Origin of the sequence: Lewinella sp. (assembly GCF_050633125.1) — a bacterium.
GTDB lineage: Bacteria > Bacteroidota > Bacteroidia > Chitinophagales > Saprospiraceae > Lewinella.
The window spans coordinates 40,282-56,960 of record NZ_JBOEFX010000075.1 but is presented as its reverse complement, the minus strand read 5'-3'; the positions used below and the strand labels follow the sequence as shown (position 1 = coordinate 56,960).

Here is a 16,679-nt window from a genome sequence, read left to right as displayed (position 1 = left end):
AAAATAAAAGCATAGACTAAAATTCGCAATTAAGCGTATGGCACATCATAAATCAGCTAAGAAACGTATCCGTCAAGACGCAAAGAAGCGTTTGGAAAATCGTTACTACAAAAAATCTGCACGTTCAGCAATTTCCAAGCTACGTGAGATGGAAGATTCAACCGAAGCAAGCACCTTCCTCCCCAAGGTTGTGAGCATGATCGACCGTCTGGCAAAACGTAACACTTGGCATGCGAACAAAGCATCCAACTTGAAAAGCAGCTTAACTAAGCATGTTAAAAGCCTGGGCTAAGCCTTAGGCATTTAGTGCTTTTCTTTTTAGGCATGCCTTGCATCTTTTTTAAAAGGTGCAAGGCATTTTTTTATTACCTTTACGAACGAACGTTCATTCGTAAAGACAACATGAAAATAAATTGAGCGTCCGTTTTTCAAATAGATGCCTAGGCGGTTCATTGCAAGGGTGCCAATTGTTTGGAAAACTTCAAAGCACACTCCATTTGTTTTTTTGCGTAATACAATTGTATGACTAGATTTTACCCGCTTACCGTCAAAGACATTCGCCGCGAAACCGTTGATTGTGTTTCTGTAGCATTTACTGTTCCTGAGTCTTTAGCCGACACCTTTGCTTTTAAGCAAGGGCAGTACATCACGCTCCGCACGCAATTGGAGGGAGAAGAAGTACGCCGCTCTTACTCTATTTGTGTAAGTCCTTTAGACAACGAGTTACGAGTAGCGATTAAGGAAGTCCCTGGTGGTCGCTTTTCCACTTTTGCTAACCAGCAACTACAAGTTGGAGATGTTTTAGAGGTAATGCCTCCCGAAGGTCGCTTTTTTACGCCTCTGCACTCTGAGCAAACCAAACACTACGCTGCCTTTGCCGCCGGTAGTGGCATTACCCCGGTTTTCTCTATCATGAAAACCATCCTGGAAACGGAACCCAATAGTCGCTTTACCCTTTTTTATGGCAACCAACGCACGGAGACCATCATTTTCCGCGAAGCCATCGAAGCACTCAAAAACATATACCTCCAGCGCCTTAGCGTTTATTATTTACTAAGTAAAGAACATACGGGCAGCGACCTCTTCAGTGGACGTATTGATCGTGATCGTTGCCGTACTTTCACTGAGAAGCTCATTCCTGTTGGTGATGTCGACGAATTTTTCTTGTGTGGCCCTGAAGAAATGACGCTTGGTGTTCGAGATGAATTGCGTGAGCAAGGCGTCGCCCGAGAAAACATCCACTTGGAGTTATTTGGCACCAACACTGGCAAGCGTAAGAAAAAAGAACGAACTGCTGTCAGCGGTGAATACGCTGCCGAAGTAAGTATTCAGCTGGATGGCAACGCCTTTACTTTTGTTATGAATGATCAGAATGAGAGTGTCCTGGATGCAGCACTCCGCAATGGTGCCGACCTGCCTTTTGCCTGCAAAGGCGGTGTGTGTTGTACCTGCCGAGCCAAAGTAGAAGAAGGAAAAGTGGAGATGGATGTCAACTACGCCCTTGAACCCGACGAAGTCGCCGCTGGGTTTATTCTCACTTGTCAGTCACACCCTACCACTGATAAAGTCGTTGTTAATTTTGACGCCTGATAAAATTCCTTACCTTTCCTACTTAATCTTCACTTCTTCGATCCTATGGCGACCATTGAGACATCAAAGAAACAACGTATCATGGAAGCAGCAGCTAAGCTGTTTCGCGATAGAGGCTACTCCGCTACATCAATGCGCGACCTGGCGAAGGCTGTCCATTTACAAGCTTCCAGCCTTTATAGTCACATCAATAGTAAGCAAGAAATTCTAAAAGATATTTGTTTTCAAAATGCCCATCGCTTCCTGGCTGGCATTGAACAAATAGAGCAAACGGGGCAACCACCACGTGAACAAATTCGCCAGTTAATCTTCCTGCATCTCAATGTAGCCACCAGCGACGCCACCTCTATTACCGCCTTCAACGATGAGTGGCGTCACCTAGAGGAACCCGATCTTGGGCAGTTCATCAAATTACGTAAGCGTTACGAAAACCGTTTCCTGGCCATCATCCAACAAGGTATCACCGAAGGTACTTTCAAGGAAATAGACCCAACCATTAGCATGTATACCATTCTATCTTCCCTGCGCTGGGTCTATGATTGGTACCAAGCTGGAAAAACGACCTCCATTCAGGATGTCGGTGATCAGATTACACTGATTGTTCTTGCAGGGATAGAGAAGTAAGAGTGTTTGCCCACTCATGGTTGTGTTCTTCCGCCGTGAACACTACCCCTACGCCCCAATTCATTGAAAGAGCACCACTGCGAGTACCGCGTAGCGGGATGAGCGGGTAGTGAGTACCTAATTACAAATATATTTCCGTCCTAATTAGAGGGATAGTCCCATTAAGTAAAGCGATTTTGTTAATTTTGCAGCCGGTAAATAACTATTCAACAACCAACGTATGGCCCTGGACCAGGTAGACATTGAAGAATACGAATGGCACGACGGTGAGCTTCAACCACGAGAAGACAAGGAGATGTCTTTTATGGATCATCTTGAAGAGCTACGTTGGCACATCATTCGGTCTTTAATAGCCATTTTTGCGGGTGGCATTGTGCTTTTTATTTTCCACGATTGGTACTTCAACAAAGTTATTCTTGGCCCTGCCTCTAATGATTTTGCTTCCTATAAATGGTTTTGCGACCTCTCTCACAAAATTGGTGCAGGAGAAGCCCTTTGTATGACGCTACCTGATTTCAAAATCCAGGCCGTTGCTTTTGCCGAACAGTTCATTACGACTATCAAACTGTGCTTTATTGGCGGTTTTGTCATTTCCTTCCCTTTCGTTTTTTACGAAATTTGGAAGTTTGTTGCCCCTGGTTTGTACCCCACTGAGAGATCAGCAACCAAAGGGGTGGTCTTCATTTGTTCTCTACTTTTCCTGATGGGTGTACTGTTTGGCTTCTTCATCGTTGCTCCTTTTGCGGTCAACTTTCTTATGGGCTTTACAGCCTCTGATACAGTGGCCAACAACCCTACGCTTAGCTCTTTTGTACTTTATATGGTCATGTTTACACTGCCGGCTGGTCTCATTTTCGAGCTGCCCATCGTTGTGTATTTTCTGGCCAAAATGGGCATCGTCACCCCAGCAGGCATGCGCAAATACCGCCGTCATTCTGTGATCGGAATACTGCTACTGTCAGCGATCCTTACCCCACCCGATGTAATCACGCAGTTTCTTATCGGTATTCCGCTTTACATCCTTTATGAAATCAGTATTTTAGTAGCCACACGTATGGCCAAAAAATATGAACAAGAACTCCAGTAGTTAACACCAGATATGCAAAGAATTAGCACCAACGCGACCATCTTTTTCAAGTTTTTTATCCCCGTTTTTTGGCTCGTATTTTTCGGGGCATTCCTTGCTGCCGTCTTTGCCTACGGTGCCGAAATGGCTAGTGGTTTTTCCGGTACAGGCTTCCGTATAGGGGCCGTATTGTTCTACCTCAGTGGCCTGGCATTGTTTTACTTCACCCTTTTTCCGCTCAAGCGCGTCGAAGCCGACAACGACTTTCTTTACGTCACTAATTATTTCAAGACCTTTCGCTACCCTTGGCACAATATCGAAAGCATCACTGACAGCACTTTTCTCTTCTTTACTATTGCCCGTGTCGAGCTGAAAGAGAAAGGTAACTTTGGCAAAAAAATGCCTTTCATGGCCAGCCGCCGCCTTTACCAGGATTTCTGGAAAGAACACTCCGAACTAGCTGATTTGCGCAAAGTATAATTAGGAAAAAATACAAGAGCGCGAGGTGCCAGCTATTTAAAGAATCTTAAGAAAAGTTTGATTTTCTTGTAGGGGGCTTTTGAGTTGTACAAGCGCTTGTTTCAGGATTATTGACTGTCCTTGTATAATTTTGGAATTATCCAGTTGTAACGAACTGCTAGTACCCTTAGCACAACGACCATTGTACTGGTTAGGATATAGGCCCAGTTAGAAGGTAAGGCAGTTTCCTGTAAAAGAAGATAGGTCATGCCGCCAAGAATACTTAGTGATGCATAAACCTCTTTGTGGAAAATGAGCGGTACCTCATTGGAAAGAATGTCTCGAATGACACCACCAAAGGATGCACTCAGGGTGCCTAAGAGGACACAAATGACGGGATGTAGGCCTGCTGCTACACCTATTTCTACGCCAATAATGGTGAATAAACCCAGGCCAATAGCATCAAAAAGGAACATGGTTCGGCGAACGTAGATCAGGTATTTTCTGAAAAGGATCGCAATAAGTGCTCCGGTGATAATAATGTAAGCATAATTGATATCCTGCATCCAGCCTACTGGTGTACGGCCAATAAGGACATCCCTAAGGCTACCGCCACCTACAGCAGTGACTGCTGCTAAGATCAACACTCCAAAAGGATCGAAACGATGGCGCATACCTGCCATTGCTCCGGAGATGGCAAAAACACAGGTGCCGATATAATCGAGCAATAAAATGATCGTCATTAGGAAAAGCTAGCTGAATCCTCAAAAATGGGTTTTAGTTCCGACTTCCGACTTCCGATTTCAGATTTTTGACCTTGTTTTATCTCATCTTTGGCCTTCTGCGCTTGCCTTTACCGCCTGACATGCCGTGGCCCGCGCGTCCTTGGCGCATAGCGGCTTTCATTTGGCCACTCTGGTTGATGGCCTGTTCTAATTGACGGAATTGATCCTTGAGTGGGCCTTCGGAAATTTTCAGTCCTTTCGCTTTCTTGTAATGTATTTTAGCTTCCTGGAAGCGTTGCTTGCTCAGGGCAATCTGTGCCAGCTGAATTTGCAACATGGCACGCTCGTTATCTGAAGGAACTTCAACAGCTTCCGCCATTTTGAGGTAACGCTCTCCCTCGTTTACATCTTTCCGAGCAATGGCGATAGACCCCTTAAGCATATAGAAATAGGCTTTATTGGTAGAATAGAGCCACTTGGGATTAGGTGTAAGGTTGAGCATTTTTTCGGCCTTGTCAAAATCAGAATCTTGCAATGCCTGAGCTGCTGGCCCTACAGTACCCAAAAAGATAAGGCCCAATAATAGGATAACCCCCGTAAGTACGAAGAAGAAGCCGTACCAAAAACCAAAGGCAGCCCAGAGGGCAATACCACCAACAATACCCAATACAATAAGGGCAATGCGGATATAAGGAGGAATGATGAACATAGCGTACTATTTAATTTGTCGCAAAAATAACTAAAAAACTGTGAGGTTTAGCTTAGTTGAACATATTCGTGTCAGGTATAGTTTTTCAAATACAAAAAAAAACGAGGCGAGCAGTTGGGTAACTACTCGCCTCGGGTTCAAATGGTAATTTGGGGTATTAATATCGTTTCGTCAGTTTTCTATTGTAGGACAATGTCCTTTTCCTCAACCATCTTGCGGATATTGATCAAGGCGTAGCGCATCCGCCCAAGGGCTGTATTGATGCTAACGCGGGTGAGCTGTGCAATTTCTTTGAAGCTCATATCTGCATAATGACGGAGGATAACCACTTCGCGTTGCTCAGGTGGCAGCTGATCTACCAGGTGGCGAACCTTCTGGTGTGTTTGGCTACGGATGATATCCTGCTCAGCGTTCAAGTCGTTGGACTTGAGCACATCAAAGATGTCAAATGTTTCCGTTGGAGATAGTTGCGGACGACGCTTATTGCGGCGGAAGTGATCTACACACATATTGTATGCAATGCGCATGGCCCACTGCAAGAACTTGCCTTCGTGGTTGTATTTACCCTTGCGCAGCGTATCAATGATCTTTATAAAGACCTCCTGAAAAATATCCTCAGCTAAAGATTGCTCTTTGACGAAGAGATAGATCGAGGTATAAATCTTTTGTTGGTGACGATTGAGCAGTTCTTCGAAGGCTCTTTCATTTCCATCTAGGTAACAAGCAATGAGTTGCTGGTCGTTTAATGCTGTAACTTGCATGACGTAACGATTTAGCTTTAAAAAGGGATTACAACAATTTTACATTGTTGCTAAACGTTAAGTGTAGAAGTTACGAGCTATAGAAGATAGATTAAGTGAAAGATTGAAACTGCTCCTTTAGTGAAGCTGGGTCAAATATAAGCGCATCTTATGTAAAGAACCAAGGATCGCGTGTTTTTTTTTATGGCCTTAACGCTTTTTTAACGTCTCTCTACCTAATATTAAGCGGCTTTTTTGTTGTTTTTGTAGTCGTTTCTTTTCCCTTCCAAGCCCATACTTATTGATAATTTGGTTGATTTGTGATACTCGTCGAGATAAGAATAAATTTTTAGTGATTTTTTTCTGATCTCTACCTATGACGACTCAGTAATGTATGCATCAAATGCGATAATCCATTGAACGCTGAGGAGCTCAGAGGACAATAGCGACGATCATCGCAGGTCGTTTGGGAAGCATAAAAACAGGAGGGATTAAATACTATTTACCCTTTAATCATGGTATGGTTGTTTTTTACCAAATGAAATTTCCCAAGAGGCTCTACTATTATTCTTTGCCTGTATGCGCATTTTGTCTACCTTTGCAACGTCAAAAAACAACCTGCCTCAAATATGAATTTGCACGAATACCAAGGGAAAGAAATTCTAACCAAATATAATGTACCTATTCAGCGCGGCAAAGTAGCGGAAACTGTAGAAAAAGCAGTAGAAGCTTTCCATGAGCTACGTGAAGAAACGGGTAGTGATATCTCCATCATTAAAGCCCAAATCCACGCTGGTGGTCGCGGGAAAGGTGGTGGTGTGAAACTCGCTAAAAACCTGGAAGGTGTTAAAGAACATGCCGGTAATATTCTGGGCATGATGCTGAAAACGCCACAGACTCCTGGTGGTTTGAATGGCCCAGGCAAGCTGGTTCGCAAAGTATTGGTAGCAGAAGATGCTTATGCACCTGATTTCGATGCCTGCCGTGAATTCTATGTTTCCATATTGATGGATCGTGGCCGTAAGTGCAACGTTATTGTCTATAGTACCGAAGGCGGTATGGACATCGAAGAAGTTGCAGAGAACACGCCTGATAAGGTGTTGAAAGAATATATTGATCCCGAGCTGGGACTGCAAGGTTTTCAGGCCCGTAAAGTGGCTTTCAACCTAGGCATGAGCGGACAGGGTTTCAAAAACATGGTGAAATTTATCAGCAACCTGTACAAAGCCTTTGTAGGATCTGATGCAAGCATGATCGAAATCAATCCTTGCATGTACAATCCTGGTGATGAGCGAGTGATTGCTGTAGACTGTAAGTTTACCCTAGACGAAAACGCTTTGTATCGCCACAAGGACTTGGCTGAGTACCGTGATGTACACGAAGAAGATCCTACCGAAGTAGAAGCCAAAGCTTTTGGCCTAAACTATGTACAGCTGGACGGCAATGTAGGTTGTATGGTCAACGGTGCGGGACTAGCGATGGCTACGATGGATATCATCAAGTTGAGTGGTGGCGAACCTGCCAACTTCCTTGACGTTGGTGGTACTGCTGATGCCAAGCGCGTAGAAAATGCCTTCCGTATCATTTTACGTGATGATCGCGTAAAAGCAATCCTGATCAATATCTTCGGTGGTATTGTTCGTTGTGATCGCGTAGCGCAAGGCGTCGTTGATGCTTACAAGAACATCGGAGACATCAAGGTGCCGATCATCGTTCGTTTGCAGGGTACCAATGCTGAAATTGCTAAAGAAATTATCGACAAGAGTGGACTTAATGTTCGCTCGGCTATCGCTTTACAGGATGCTGCCGATGCAGTGAAAGCTGTAATGGGGTAAGTTTAAAGTAAAGATCATTGAGCAAGGGGCAATACCGACAAGGTGTTGTCCCTTTTCCTTTTTTATCAGCTAAGCTATTAATACCTTACCTTGGCGCTAGATAAGCTTAAACTTTAAGTATGAATACGCGCAACTCGCTCTACAACCTGTTCTTTCTTGTTTTTCTAACCGCTTTTAGCTGTGAAAAGGAAAATGCTCTTGAATGCCCTGGTCAGGAGGACCGGGCAATAGATGTGATAACTGGCCCCAATTTAGGGATTCAGACAGTTGCTTATTTGACGAATGAATATGGTGGCTTACGCGATGTACAAGATGTGAGTACTTATCCTTTGTTCTTAAATTGGCTAGGTGGGTGTCAAGAGCAGTATACTGTTAATCTATTGAAAAGGAGTTATTTTGTCTTCCCAGGAGGCCCTGCCTACGAGCGTTTTTCCTTGTTCTCTTACTTTGGTGTTAGTTATGGGGAGGCCGTAAATCTGGATATAGAAATGCCCAATGAAGACAACGCTACTATTGCAACAGAGTCATTTATACTTACTATTTCAGAGGTTCCTTCTGTTGAGGAAATTGTCATTTTGCCTTCGATGTCTTTTTCTTCGTCTTCTGATCCTGGCGAGCAGACGTTAAATATCAATTTGTCGGAGTCTGGAACCAACGAAAATCAACCTTGGCGTTATGTAGGGTTGCGGCTTGCTGGATCTTCAGCGTTGGTCGCGGTTTGTATAAATATGATGGAAAATCAAAACAGAACCATCAATTTTAGTGAGTTTGATCAAGTGCTTACAGAGCAAGAAGTTTCACTTTCTGGAGAAGAAGTAAAGTTTGCCGAGGTTAAAGTTGTACTAGATATTACAGAAGAAAAAATGGTAGAGTTAGGAGTACAGACCCTTAATGAACAAAAAATAAGTACGTGGATGCCTACAGATTCCGAAGGAGTACTGTTGGAATTTTATGGTCCATATTCAAACTCGAAATCATGGAAAAAACAGGCGTATTACGAAGAGTTACCTGCTGAGGTCTCACTTCAGCCTGATATGATAGCATCTATTGAAATAGACTATGATTTTGTTAATGTTCAATTAAATAAATCTGGTTATGTGCATTTTTCAAAACCGACTTTCCCTATTGGCGTAACAGATATTGAACGTTCTCTGAAAGGGCTTGTACCTGCGGGGAAGTCCCGTGTACGCATACCAAAAGTTGCTGATGAGTTTGTAGAGCAATTTCCAGAAGCAGCATCTTTAGATAGTATCTGGGAGGTAAGAGGTTTTGAAGCGACACTCTATCATTACCCTGCAGCCCAGTCGCTAGATCAATATAAAAGGCTATCGGAGCTTTCGTGGTTGGGTCGCCAGCAGTACCAATGGTATAGAATGGAGGTTGAATGAGTTTTTAGGGGCTGTCAACTCCAGGGTTTTGATTTCTGAATTGATAAACGATATATTTGTCGGAACGTGACTTGGATCTGATCTGATCAGAATTGCCTTGCCCTTGAGGTAAAGTCATTAAAACTTACTTGTAATGCGTGTTTTCTGTCTCTCAATGATTTTCTGCACTATATTCTTTACTTGTGAAAAAGAAAAAGAAGAAATAACAATAGAGAGTTGCAATGCTATTTATGGCATTGATATAACTTTCGCCGTTATTTTAGACCCAGTGATCTGGCTCAATGATGCAGCAGATAACGTTATCTTTCAGGATGGAGAAACAGGTGCAAGAGGAACAACTTATTTCCTTAATACGATAGCCTGTGAGGAAGAATATACCCTGAGTATTGCTGGTAGAGATCGGGTTGAACTTCTTGAAGAAGGCGAAACAAATCGGATTGTAACACGGCAAATAGCACAAGTCGGACAAGGCAGCGGGATACGATTAGCTGCTATTCAGGAGGTTTTTCTGACTTCAGTGGTCCCCATTTCTCCTTCAGACTTGGTTGTGTTTAGGAATTCGCCGGAGGTTGACTCTATCATTTTTATGGGGCTGGCGGGCGAACGAGATGTGACAGGTCCACGGCCACCTGTGAGTTATTCTTATGAAGAGGAGGAGCAGGAATTAAGGGTTTATTTCAATGGGTTTGCATCAGATAATACCAAGGGGTTATTAGCAGTGAGGTTAGCGGCTAGCGGAGCTTGGGTAGGCCAGGAGGTTGACTTCTTGTCTAGAGCAACTTTTGGGCCATTTGTTGGCTTTGAACCTTTGGAGTATAAAACCTTGACCTTGAATATACCAGCAGATGTTACGGCCCATCAGTTCCGTGTAAGCTGGTTGAACGATAATATTTCTATCTCTGCTACGGTGTTAGGAGATTTCGAAAACACTTCTTCGGCGAGCTTGCTTGTACCTAGCGATGGCAATGGTTTTTTGATACGTACTGTTGTTCCCGGTGAAGCTACCTATCTGAACCAACAGTATTTTGAGCAATGGCCTACTGAAGTGAATGTGACTCCCCGTTATTTTCTTGATGAAGCTCGATTAAGTTACCCTACGGTATCGATTTATTCGAATGATGGTGATGTCGTTTTTTTAGAGAATGATTATGTTTCTCCAGGGAATAATGGAAGGTATTGGAAAAGACAATATGTTGCTCCACTTGATCCTAATTTTACATCAGTTCAAATACCAATGGCTGAAAGCTCTTTGTTTTCAGGGAGTTATAGCCTAGGGTGGAGTTACAGTGACTATAAAAATAGCTTTGACGAAGAGGTGAAGGTTAGTGTCTATGACTATCCCCTGCTGTCAGATGGGTACCAGGGATTTCTGCGTGATGCTTTTCGTATTTCCAATAGCCAGGAAGGATGGTTGAGAACGCAGGTGTATGAGGCGGTAAGCCAGCGGATAATAGATTAAGCGTTTGTTCGCAAAGTTTCCGGGCAAGCTCTTAATCGTATAGAGGGATTTAATTTTATCTTTGGTAGCGAACCAACGACAAAACAAAACGACCATGACCTTCTCCGAATACCGCCAATACGATGCGCTGGGCCTTGCCGAACTCGTGCGAAGCGGACAAATTACGGCTGCTGAATTATTGAATATTGCGATCACTCGTGCCGAGGAGGTAAACCAGCAACTCAACGCGATTAATCACCCCCTTTTCGAATATGCGCGAGAGCAACTCGCTAACCACCCACCCACGGCAACACAACTGTTTGGTGGTGTACCTTTTCTCATCAAGGATTTGGGCTTGGCGCTAAAAGGGACCCCTTTGCGGATAGGCTCTCGCTCGACAGAAGGGATGGTGTCGGAAGTGGATAGCCATTTGGTACAGTTGTTCCAAAAAGCAGGCTTGTTGATTTTGGGTAAAACCAATACCCCGGAATTTGGCCTGACACCTTTCACTGAGCCCGAAGCCTTTGGGGCTACACGCAATCCCTGGCATACCGATTATACCTCTGGCGGTAGTTCGGGGGGTAGCGCAGCAGCAATAGCCGCAGGTATAGTACCGATGGCTACTGCTAGTGATGGTGGTGGATCAATTCGAATGCCAGCTTCATGCTGTGGACTGTTTGGCCTCAAGCCATCAAGAGGTAGATTAAGCCTGGGCCCTGGTTCTGGCGAGAGCTGGAATGGCGCTGTGGTAGAAGGTTGTAACAGTCGGAGTGTGCGAGACAGTGCCGCTTTCCTGGATACTTTTTCTCAGCCGAGTATTGGCGAGTTGTACTATGCGCCCAAGCCAGAAGTACCTTATGCTGACTTGTTGACGGCATCGCCCGAGAAGTTGCGGATTGGATTTTCTACAAAACATCCTCTAGGGCTACCTGTAGATAATGATTGTAAACAAGCGGTGGAGGAAACGGCTCACCTATTGGCCGATATGGGCCACGAAGTGGAAGCTATCCCCTTGCCTTATCAGCGGGAAGACCTGACCAAGACCTTCCTGCACCTGATAATGGGGGAGGTAAGTGCAGAACTTAAGAGAATAAGCAAGACACGAGGTAGCAAGGTCGGCAGAAGTGAGGTGGAAGCCAATACTTACGCCTTGAGTTTGTTGGGGGATGCTATTTCTGCGGGCGATTACGCTTATTATCGCAGTCTTTGGAACGACTTGGCCCGCAGGCAGGGGAATTTTCACCAGACCTATCATTGTTTGTTGACGCCAACGGTAGCTATGGCGCCCTTCCCGGTAGGTAGTTTACAATCAACACCAGCGGAAAAAATGCTTGTAAATATCCTCACGCGTTTGCGCCTCGGAAGCCTGATGAAGGCCAACATTGAGCAATTGGCGGAAAAGATATTTGCTTATATGCCTTATACGCCCATTGCGAATATGACAGGACAGCCAGCAATGTCGATGCCGCTGCATTGGAATGCGAAGGGATTGCCTGTTGGGGTAATGTTTACAGCAGGTATTTACCGGGAGGATATCCTCTTTAAATTGGCTGCTCAACTGGAGAAAGCCAAGCCGTGGATGGAGCGGGTGGCGGAGGTGTAAGCTACATCTCCTTCCGATATTGATCCAGTAACTCCCTTTCTTTAGCCGTAAGACTATCAATACCTTGATGGTTGATTTTATCAAGAAGGTAATCCAGGCTTACTTTGTTATTAGAGCGAGGGGGCTTTGACTTACGAGAAACGTTAAGCCCTTCCCCCCAGTAGTTGTCAATCAATAATATGGCGGGATTGCGGACAATCAATACAAGGAAAACGGTGGCAGGTACAAGGATGAGTAAGATCAACCACCAGCTGGTTTGCAAAATAGAAGGCTTCATAATGATGGTGAGCAAGACGCCAACAATTGCGCCTCCAAGGTGGGCATCGTGGCCGATATTGTCAGATTGAGATTTAATCCCAAAAATGGAGATTACGACGAAACAAAGTCCAAACACCCAGGTGCTGATTTCAAAAGGGAGTAAAATAAGAGAGATTTTGACCTCAGGAAAGAGGACGACTGATGCGAAAATGACACCACTGATAGCACCTGAAGCACCTACGGCCTTATAATCGGGATGATTACGGTGGAGGTAGAGTGCCAAGAGATTCCCGCCTAGTAGTGCACCCACATATATCAAAAGGTATTTCGGGACTCCCAGTACAAACTCCAATGACCAACTAAAAGAGAGCAGCGCTATCATATTGAAGCCAAAGTGCATCCAGTTGGCATGTAGGAATCCTGATGAAAAAAGCCGGTCGTATTGCTTATCGATCAAAATAGGATCAGTATGGAATAAATGGCGTTCGAAATACTGTCGATCAAGGAAGCCTTTGTAGGTCGCCAAGCCAGTAAATAGTAAGATGATGGTGCCAATTACACTGGACATAGGCGTGGATTAATTAATGATTATTTCCCCAACGTAAGTCTGTTCGCCACTGCGTAAGCGGTAAGCATAGACGCCAGCGGGAAGTTGATTGATCAGTATTTCTCGTTGCCATTCTTCTCCCGACGTAGCGGGGAAGGTGATTTGCCGAAGGCGTTGCCCCAGGAGGCTAAAGAGCTCAAGTTCGACGGTTGCTGAAGAAGCTTCCTGAAGGTAGAAAGATAGCTGATGATCGGCGGGATTTGGGAAAACTCGCCAAGCTTTAGGGGCCGGATAACTGAAAGGAACGAGGTTTGAATAGGTGAAAGCACCGTCGGTAGTGGTGACTTTAACACGGTAGATATTGGCACCACGGAGAGGGCTTTCGTCGATGTATTGATAGTGCTGTAGATCAGTATGGTTACCAGTTGTAGGTATCGTTGCTAATACTTCATAAGAGAAATAGTCATTGCCACGCTGGAGCTCCATACTGGTGATGTTGTCTTCAAATTGTGTGCTCCATTGTAAGGGTATACTGGATTCCTGCACTTCGCCGGTGAGGTTGACCCATTCGACGTAGGGATCACCGCAGTAGGGGTAAATTCGTTGAGAAACTGTTGTGGATAATCCTCCGGGGTCGGTGACGGTTAACTCGATGCGGTAGAAATAAATTTCCTGTTCACAGCCTAAGGGGCTGATGAGAAAGTGACTCTCGCGGTCGAAGATGACGGGGTCGGGGTGGAAGTGGTCATTGTGATGAAGGAATGTTCGCCATTGATACATCAGTGTTTCCTCAGCATGTTCGGTATCGGTCACGTTGGCGGCCAGCCGGAGAAGAGAGGTGAAGCCAAGAGGGTATTGATCACCATCGTTGAAGGAAGATATCTCTACCTGGGGAGGCGTATTGTTGAGCGAGACGATCCGCTCTGCCGCATTGCTGGCTCCTTCTTCATCTGTGACGGTGAGGCGGACGGTGTAGCTGGTGGGATCATTGCTGTTGCTAGTAAAGGTGTGGCTGGGGTCGGAGAGTGTACTCGTTTCGCCATCGCCAAATTCCCAAAGGTAGGTGAGTGCGGTATTATTGGGATCAAAAGAGCTGCTGGCCGAAAACTGTACCGTTAGTGGCCCGGGGCCAAAGTATTTGTCGGCATTGATGACGGCTACGGGGGCGGGGTTGCCACCGTAGGTGATTTTATGAACTTCTCCGGCAAGGTTGGTGTAGTACAACGATCCGTTGGCTAAATTTTGGGCAAGGTAAATAATATCCTGGCTGTACTCATGGAAGAGGTCGACGGCACTGAGTTCGTTGTTATCATCGATGGTAAGGGTACGAATCCATCCGCTGAAGTCTACGTGGAAATATTTGCCTCGATAGTCTTCGGGGAATTGATCACCCTGGTAGACAATGCCCGCCAGACTAGAGTAACCATCAAACATCTCGCCGGTGACAGGGCTATCATCGTCGACAAGATAAATACTGCTGGGGTCTCCGGTATCCGTCCAGCCGGGTACGGCTGTGCGAGCAGGAGGATTCCAGCGGGAGTTGCTCCAGGTAATGAGCGGTTGCTGGGCATAGGTGGGGAATACATCTTGTGGGATGGGTTGGGTCGCATCACAAGGGTTGCCGGGTACATAGGGGCCACTTTCGAGTGGGCGAGCGAGCAAGTCGCGGAAGTTGAAGAAAGGCTGGTCACAATTACTTAGCGGGTTGGGGGCTAATGGATTGATCGGAGCCTCTATGATCCAATATTTCCAGGCGAGGGCATTGCCTTCCATGATTGGCCAGCCAAAATTTTGACCACCGTGCTCTATAACGTTGAGTTCTTCCCATCCGCCATTGCCGACGTCTCCGAGAAAGATAGTCCCGGGGTTACCTTGGTCGGGGTAATGACTGCCGGTATTGGGTTTGAGCATCATGCGGAAAGGGTTACGGAAGCCCATTGCCCAGGTACGTGACTGTGCAGAACGAGGTGCCTCAGGATCGTAAAAAGGGTTGGAGGCGAGGCCGTCTCCGGTGTTGGGGTCAATGCGGAGTACCTTACCATTGAGGGTGCCGAGGTATTGTGATTTATAGGACCCAAGGTCTTGGTCGGGGGTGATGATTCCCCATTCGATAGCCTGGGGAGCATACTCGTCGCCGGGTTCATTGCCAATACCGATATGGAGTCCTCCCGTTGTTTCACCTGCCGAGAAGAGCAGGGTGCCGTCTAATCCCTGGATAAGGGTACCAGCGCCGTGGAATTCGTAAAGAATAGGTACGCCGGTACTGATATCCTCTCCGAGGAGGATTTTTTCAGAATCTGGAACGACGGTTGTAAAGTTGGTTGCCTGGTCGGCTTGATAGCGAACGATCCGCGCGAAACTAGGCTTATAGGTGACGGTTGTATCTGGATGGTACTCGGGGGTGCCGTAGTGCCAATAGTGGTGAAGGTCGACGACGTAATAGAGGTAGAAGTAGCCATTGGTGGTAAAATCATTGTCGAGGCAGAAGCCATTTAGGCCGTGGTCTTTCCAGCTGGCCACTTTTTCGCTGATGTCGATTAATGGCTCGGGAAGCAGTTGCTCTGAGGTGTCCATGACGTATACTTGGCCTGCTTTTTCCCATAGGTAGCCCTGGCCATTTTGGTCGAAGGTGATGCCAAGGGGAAGTTCAAGGCCATCTATGATTTTGGTATCGTAAAAGTCGTCGGGGAGTTGACTCCAGAGTGGTGTGCAAAAACAGAGTAAGCTGAAAGTAGCGATTAAGAAAAATCGGAAATTGGAGGGATGCACTGTGGACATGATAGCGAGAAATTAGTCGTTTGTGCAAAAATAAGGCATTGTGGTGAGAATAGCGGTAGAGGGGGGCAATCGTACTAGTGCGATCTACGGTTGAGTCAAAGTGGGAGATCGGAAGTGGGAAGTCGGAAATGTTGTGACACGCGCATTAGCTAGAGGAAAGCTGACCATTAGTGGCCTTCAAAAACTTCCGACTTCTGACTTCTGACTTCTCATTTCTGACTTAGGAAAAGGTCACCCTGATCGTACCAGTACGATTGTACGTTTGGATATGGTTGTTGCGAAGCGAATAGCTGAGCTCGGGGGGCGGAGCCCGCAAGGACCAGCGGTGGTAGCCAAGCAGCGAAGCGCTGGGCGGACGACGCGGCACCAAGCCCCAAAGGGCGATGGTGGGGCCCCTAATAACAACTAATTACCGAAACGAGAAGCGGTACTTTTTTGATTGGCCTTGCTTTTACCTTTTTCGATGGCGTTGGGGTCGTAGTGGACGTGCATATTGATGTAAAGGGCGCGAGCCAATCGGAAAATGTAGACAAAGAATACCCCTAATACTACTAGTAATGCAGTGAAGCTGGCGGCAGTACTCCAGTCGAGTACCCAGTGCAGAAACAAGACGAAACCGATGGAGAAAAAGGCTGTGAAAATGTAGGACAGGAACATGGCGCCGTAGTAATAGCCGGGCTCGGGGAAGAAGTCTTCATAGCATTTGTCGCAGCGCTCTTTCATTTCGAAAGGTTCTTTGAAACTGAGGCTCCCGGTAGGGAACATATCACTTTCGGGGCACTTTGGACATTTGATGTTGAAGATGCTGTAAGCTTTGTTGCCTTTGCGAAAAATACCCATGATGCGCTTCGATTTTGTTCGAAATGCAAAGATGGGAAAAATAGAGATATTAGTGAGTGATAATGATCACATAAAGAGA

At 45.7% G+C, this 16,679-nt stretch carries 15 protein-coding genes; 9 read left to right on the top strand and 6 right to left on the bottom strand.

The window, feature by feature from the left end:
* Positions 1-37: 37 nt before the first annotated feature.
* From rpsT to ACRBG0_RS16330, 5 genes are all read left to right on the top strand, one after another.
* Positions 38-292: a 30S ribosomal protein S20 gene (gene rpsT / locus ACRBG0_RS16350; protein ID WP_431487940.1), complete on the top strand. Its 255-nt coding sequence runs from the start codon at positions 38-40 to the stop codon at positions 290-292.
* Between the two features lie 230 nt (positions 293-522).
* Positions 523-1,590 (top strand): 1,2-phenylacetyl-CoA epoxidase subunit PaaE, encoded by a 1,068-nt coding sequence (gene paaE / locus ACRBG0_RS16345; RefSeq protein ID WP_431487939.1) that lies wholly within the window; start codon positions 523-525, stop codon positions 1,588-1,590.
* Positions 1,591-1,635: 45 nt separating this feature from the next.
* The gene (locus ACRBG0_RS16340; RefSeq protein WP_044085405.1) at positions 1,636-2,214 is read left to right on the top strand and encodes a TetR/AcrR family transcriptional regulator; all 579 of its coding nucleotides are present in this window, start codon (positions 1,636-1,638) and stop codon (positions 2,212-2,214) included.
* A 220-nt stretch (positions 2,215-2,434) separates the two neighbouring features.
* A complete protein-coding gene (gene tatC / locus ACRBG0_RS16335; RefSeq protein ID WP_431487938.1) occupies positions 2,435-3,301 on the top strand; it encodes a twin-arginine translocase subunit TatC in 867 nt (288 codons plus the stop codon).
* A gap of 12 nt (positions 3,302-3,313) precedes the next feature.
* Complete coding sequence (locus ACRBG0_RS16330) at positions 3,314-3,760, top strand: hypothetical protein (RefSeq protein ID WP_431487937.1); 447 nt, start codon at positions 3,314-3,316, stop codon at positions 3,758-3,760.
* 107 nt (positions 3,761-3,867) lie between these two features.
* Here ACRBG0_RS16330 and ACRBG0_RS16325 read toward each other — a convergent pair whose 3' ends face one another.
* The 3 genes from ACRBG0_RS16325 to ACRBG0_RS16315 form a co-directional block, all read right to left on the bottom strand.
* Positions 3,868-4,482 carry a trimeric intracellular cation channel family protein gene (locus ACRBG0_RS16325; RefSeq protein WP_431487936.1) on the bottom strand — a complete coding sequence of 205 codons (615 nt, stop codon included), beginning with the start codon at positions 4,480-4,482 and terminating at the stop codon, positions 3,868-3,870.
* A gap of 79 nt (positions 4,483-4,561) precedes the next feature.
* Positions 4,562-5,173 carry a tetratricopeptide repeat protein gene (locus ACRBG0_RS16320; RefSeq protein WP_020534732.1) on the bottom strand — a complete coding sequence of 204 codons (612 nt, stop codon included), beginning with the start codon at positions 5,171-5,173 and terminating at the stop codon, positions 4,562-4,564.
* A 179-nt stretch (positions 5,174-5,352) separates the two neighbouring features.
* Positions 5,353-5,934, bottom strand: coding sequence for an RNA polymerase sigma factor (locus tag ACRBG0_RS16315; RefSeq protein ID WP_020534731.1), 582 nt, complete (start codon positions 5,932-5,934; stop codon positions 5,353-5,355).
* Between the two features lie 608 nt (positions 5,935-6,542).
* On the opposite strand from ACRBG0_RS16315, the gene sucC reads away from it, so the two are divergent.
* From sucC to ACRBG0_RS16295, 4 genes are all read left to right on the top strand, one after another.
* On the top strand, positions 6,543-7,748 hold the full coding sequence (sucC, locus tag ACRBG0_RS16310; RefSeq protein ID WP_020534730.1) for an ADP-forming succinate--CoA ligase subunit beta: 1,206 nt from the start codon (positions 6,543-6,545) through the stop codon (positions 7,746-7,748).
* A 119-nt stretch (positions 7,749-7,867) separates the two neighbouring features.
* Positions 7,868-9,136, top strand: a complete 1,269-nt coding sequence (locus tag ACRBG0_RS16305; protein WP_431487935.1) for a hypothetical protein — start codon at positions 7,868-7,870, stop codon at positions 9,134-9,136.
* 133 nt (positions 9,137-9,269) lie between these two features.
* Complete coding sequence (locus ACRBG0_RS16300) at positions 9,270-10,595, top strand: hypothetical protein (RefSeq protein ID WP_431487934.1); 1,326 nt, start codon at positions 9,270-9,272, stop codon at positions 10,593-10,595.
* A 94-nt stretch (positions 10,596-10,689) separates the two neighbouring features.
* Complete coding sequence (locus ACRBG0_RS16295) at positions 10,690-12,177, top strand: amidase (protein WP_431487933.1); 1,488 nt, start codon at positions 10,690-10,692, stop codon at positions 12,175-12,177.
* A gap of 1 nt (position 12,178) precedes the next feature.
* Here ACRBG0_RS16295 and ACRBG0_RS16290 read toward each other — a convergent pair whose 3' ends face one another.
* From ACRBG0_RS16290 to ACRBG0_RS16280, 3 genes are all read right to left on the bottom strand, one after another.
* Complete coding sequence (locus tag ACRBG0_RS16290) at positions 12,179-13,003, bottom strand: rhomboid family intramembrane serine protease (RefSeq protein WP_431487932.1); 825 nt, start codon at positions 13,001-13,003, stop codon at positions 12,179-12,181.
* Between the two features lie 9 nt (positions 13,004-13,012).
* The gene (locus ACRBG0_RS16285) at positions 13,013-15,760 is read right to left on the bottom strand and encodes a PKD domain-containing protein (RefSeq protein ID WP_431487931.1); all 2,748 of its coding nucleotides are present in this window, start codon (positions 15,758-15,760) and stop codon (positions 13,013-13,015) included.
* A 405-nt stretch (positions 15,761-16,165) separates the two neighbouring features.
* Positions 16,166-16,600 (bottom strand): DUF983 domain-containing protein, encoded by a 435-nt coding sequence (locus ACRBG0_RS16280; RefSeq protein WP_431487930.1) that lies wholly within the window; start codon positions 16,598-16,600, stop codon positions 16,166-16,168.
* Between the last annotated feature and the right edge of the window lie 79 nt (positions 16,601-16,679).

Coding starts and splice junctions, on each gene's coding strand:
- rpsT (WP_431487940.1), top strand. CDS start 38: ATGGCACATCATAAATCAGCTAAGAAACGTATCCGTCAAGACGCAAAG.
- ACRBG0_RS16285 (WP_431487931.1), bottom strand. CDS start 15,760: ATGTCCACAGTGCATCCCTCCAATTTCCGATTTTTCTTAATCGCTACT.
- ACRBG0_RS16290 (WP_431487932.1), bottom strand. CDS start 13,003: ATGTCCAGTGTAATTGGCACCATCATCTTACTATTTACTGGCTTGGCG.
- ACRBG0_RS16305 (WP_431487935.1), top strand. CDS start 7,868: ATGAATACGCGCAACTCGCTCTACAACCTGTTCTTTCTTGTTTTTCTA.
- ACRBG0_RS16340 (WP_044085405.1), top strand. CDS start 1,636: ATGGCGACCATTGAGACATCAAAGAAACAACGTATCATGGAAGCAGCA.
- ACRBG0_RS16300 (WP_431487934.1), top strand. CDS start 9,270: ATGCGTGTTTTCTGTCTCTCAATGATTTTCTGCACTATATTCTTTACT.
- ACRBG0_RS16295 (WP_431487933.1), top strand. CDS start 10,690: ATGACCTTCTCCGAATACCGCCAATACGATGCGCTGGGCCTTGCCGAA.
- paaE (WP_431487939.1), top strand. CDS start 523: ATGACTAGATTTTACCCGCTTACCGTCAAAGACATTCGCCGCGAAACC.
- ACRBG0_RS16320 (WP_020534732.1), bottom strand. CDS start 5,173: ATGTTCATCATTCCTCCTTATATCCGCATTGCCCTTATTGTATTGGGT.
- sucC (WP_020534730.1), top strand. CDS start 6,543: ATGAATTTGCACGAATACCAAGGGAAAGAAATTCTAACCAAATATAAT.
- ACRBG0_RS16315 (WP_020534731.1), bottom strand. CDS start 5,934: ATGCAAGTTACAGCATTAAACGACCAGCAACTCATTGCTTGTTACCTA.
- ACRBG0_RS16325 (WP_431487936.1), bottom strand. CDS start 4,482: ATGACGATCATTTTATTGCTCGATTATATCGGCACCTGTGTTTTTGCC.
- tatC (WP_431487938.1), top strand. CDS start 2,435: ATGGCCCTGGACCAGGTAGACATTGAAGAATACGAATGGCACGACGGT.
- ACRBG0_RS16280 (WP_431487930.1), bottom strand. CDS start 16,600: ATGGGTATTTTTCGCAAAGGCAACAAAGCTTACAGCATCTTCAACATC.
- ACRBG0_RS16330 (WP_431487937.1), top strand. CDS start 3,314: ATGCAAAGAATTAGCACCAACGCGACCATCTTTTTCAAGTTTTTTATC.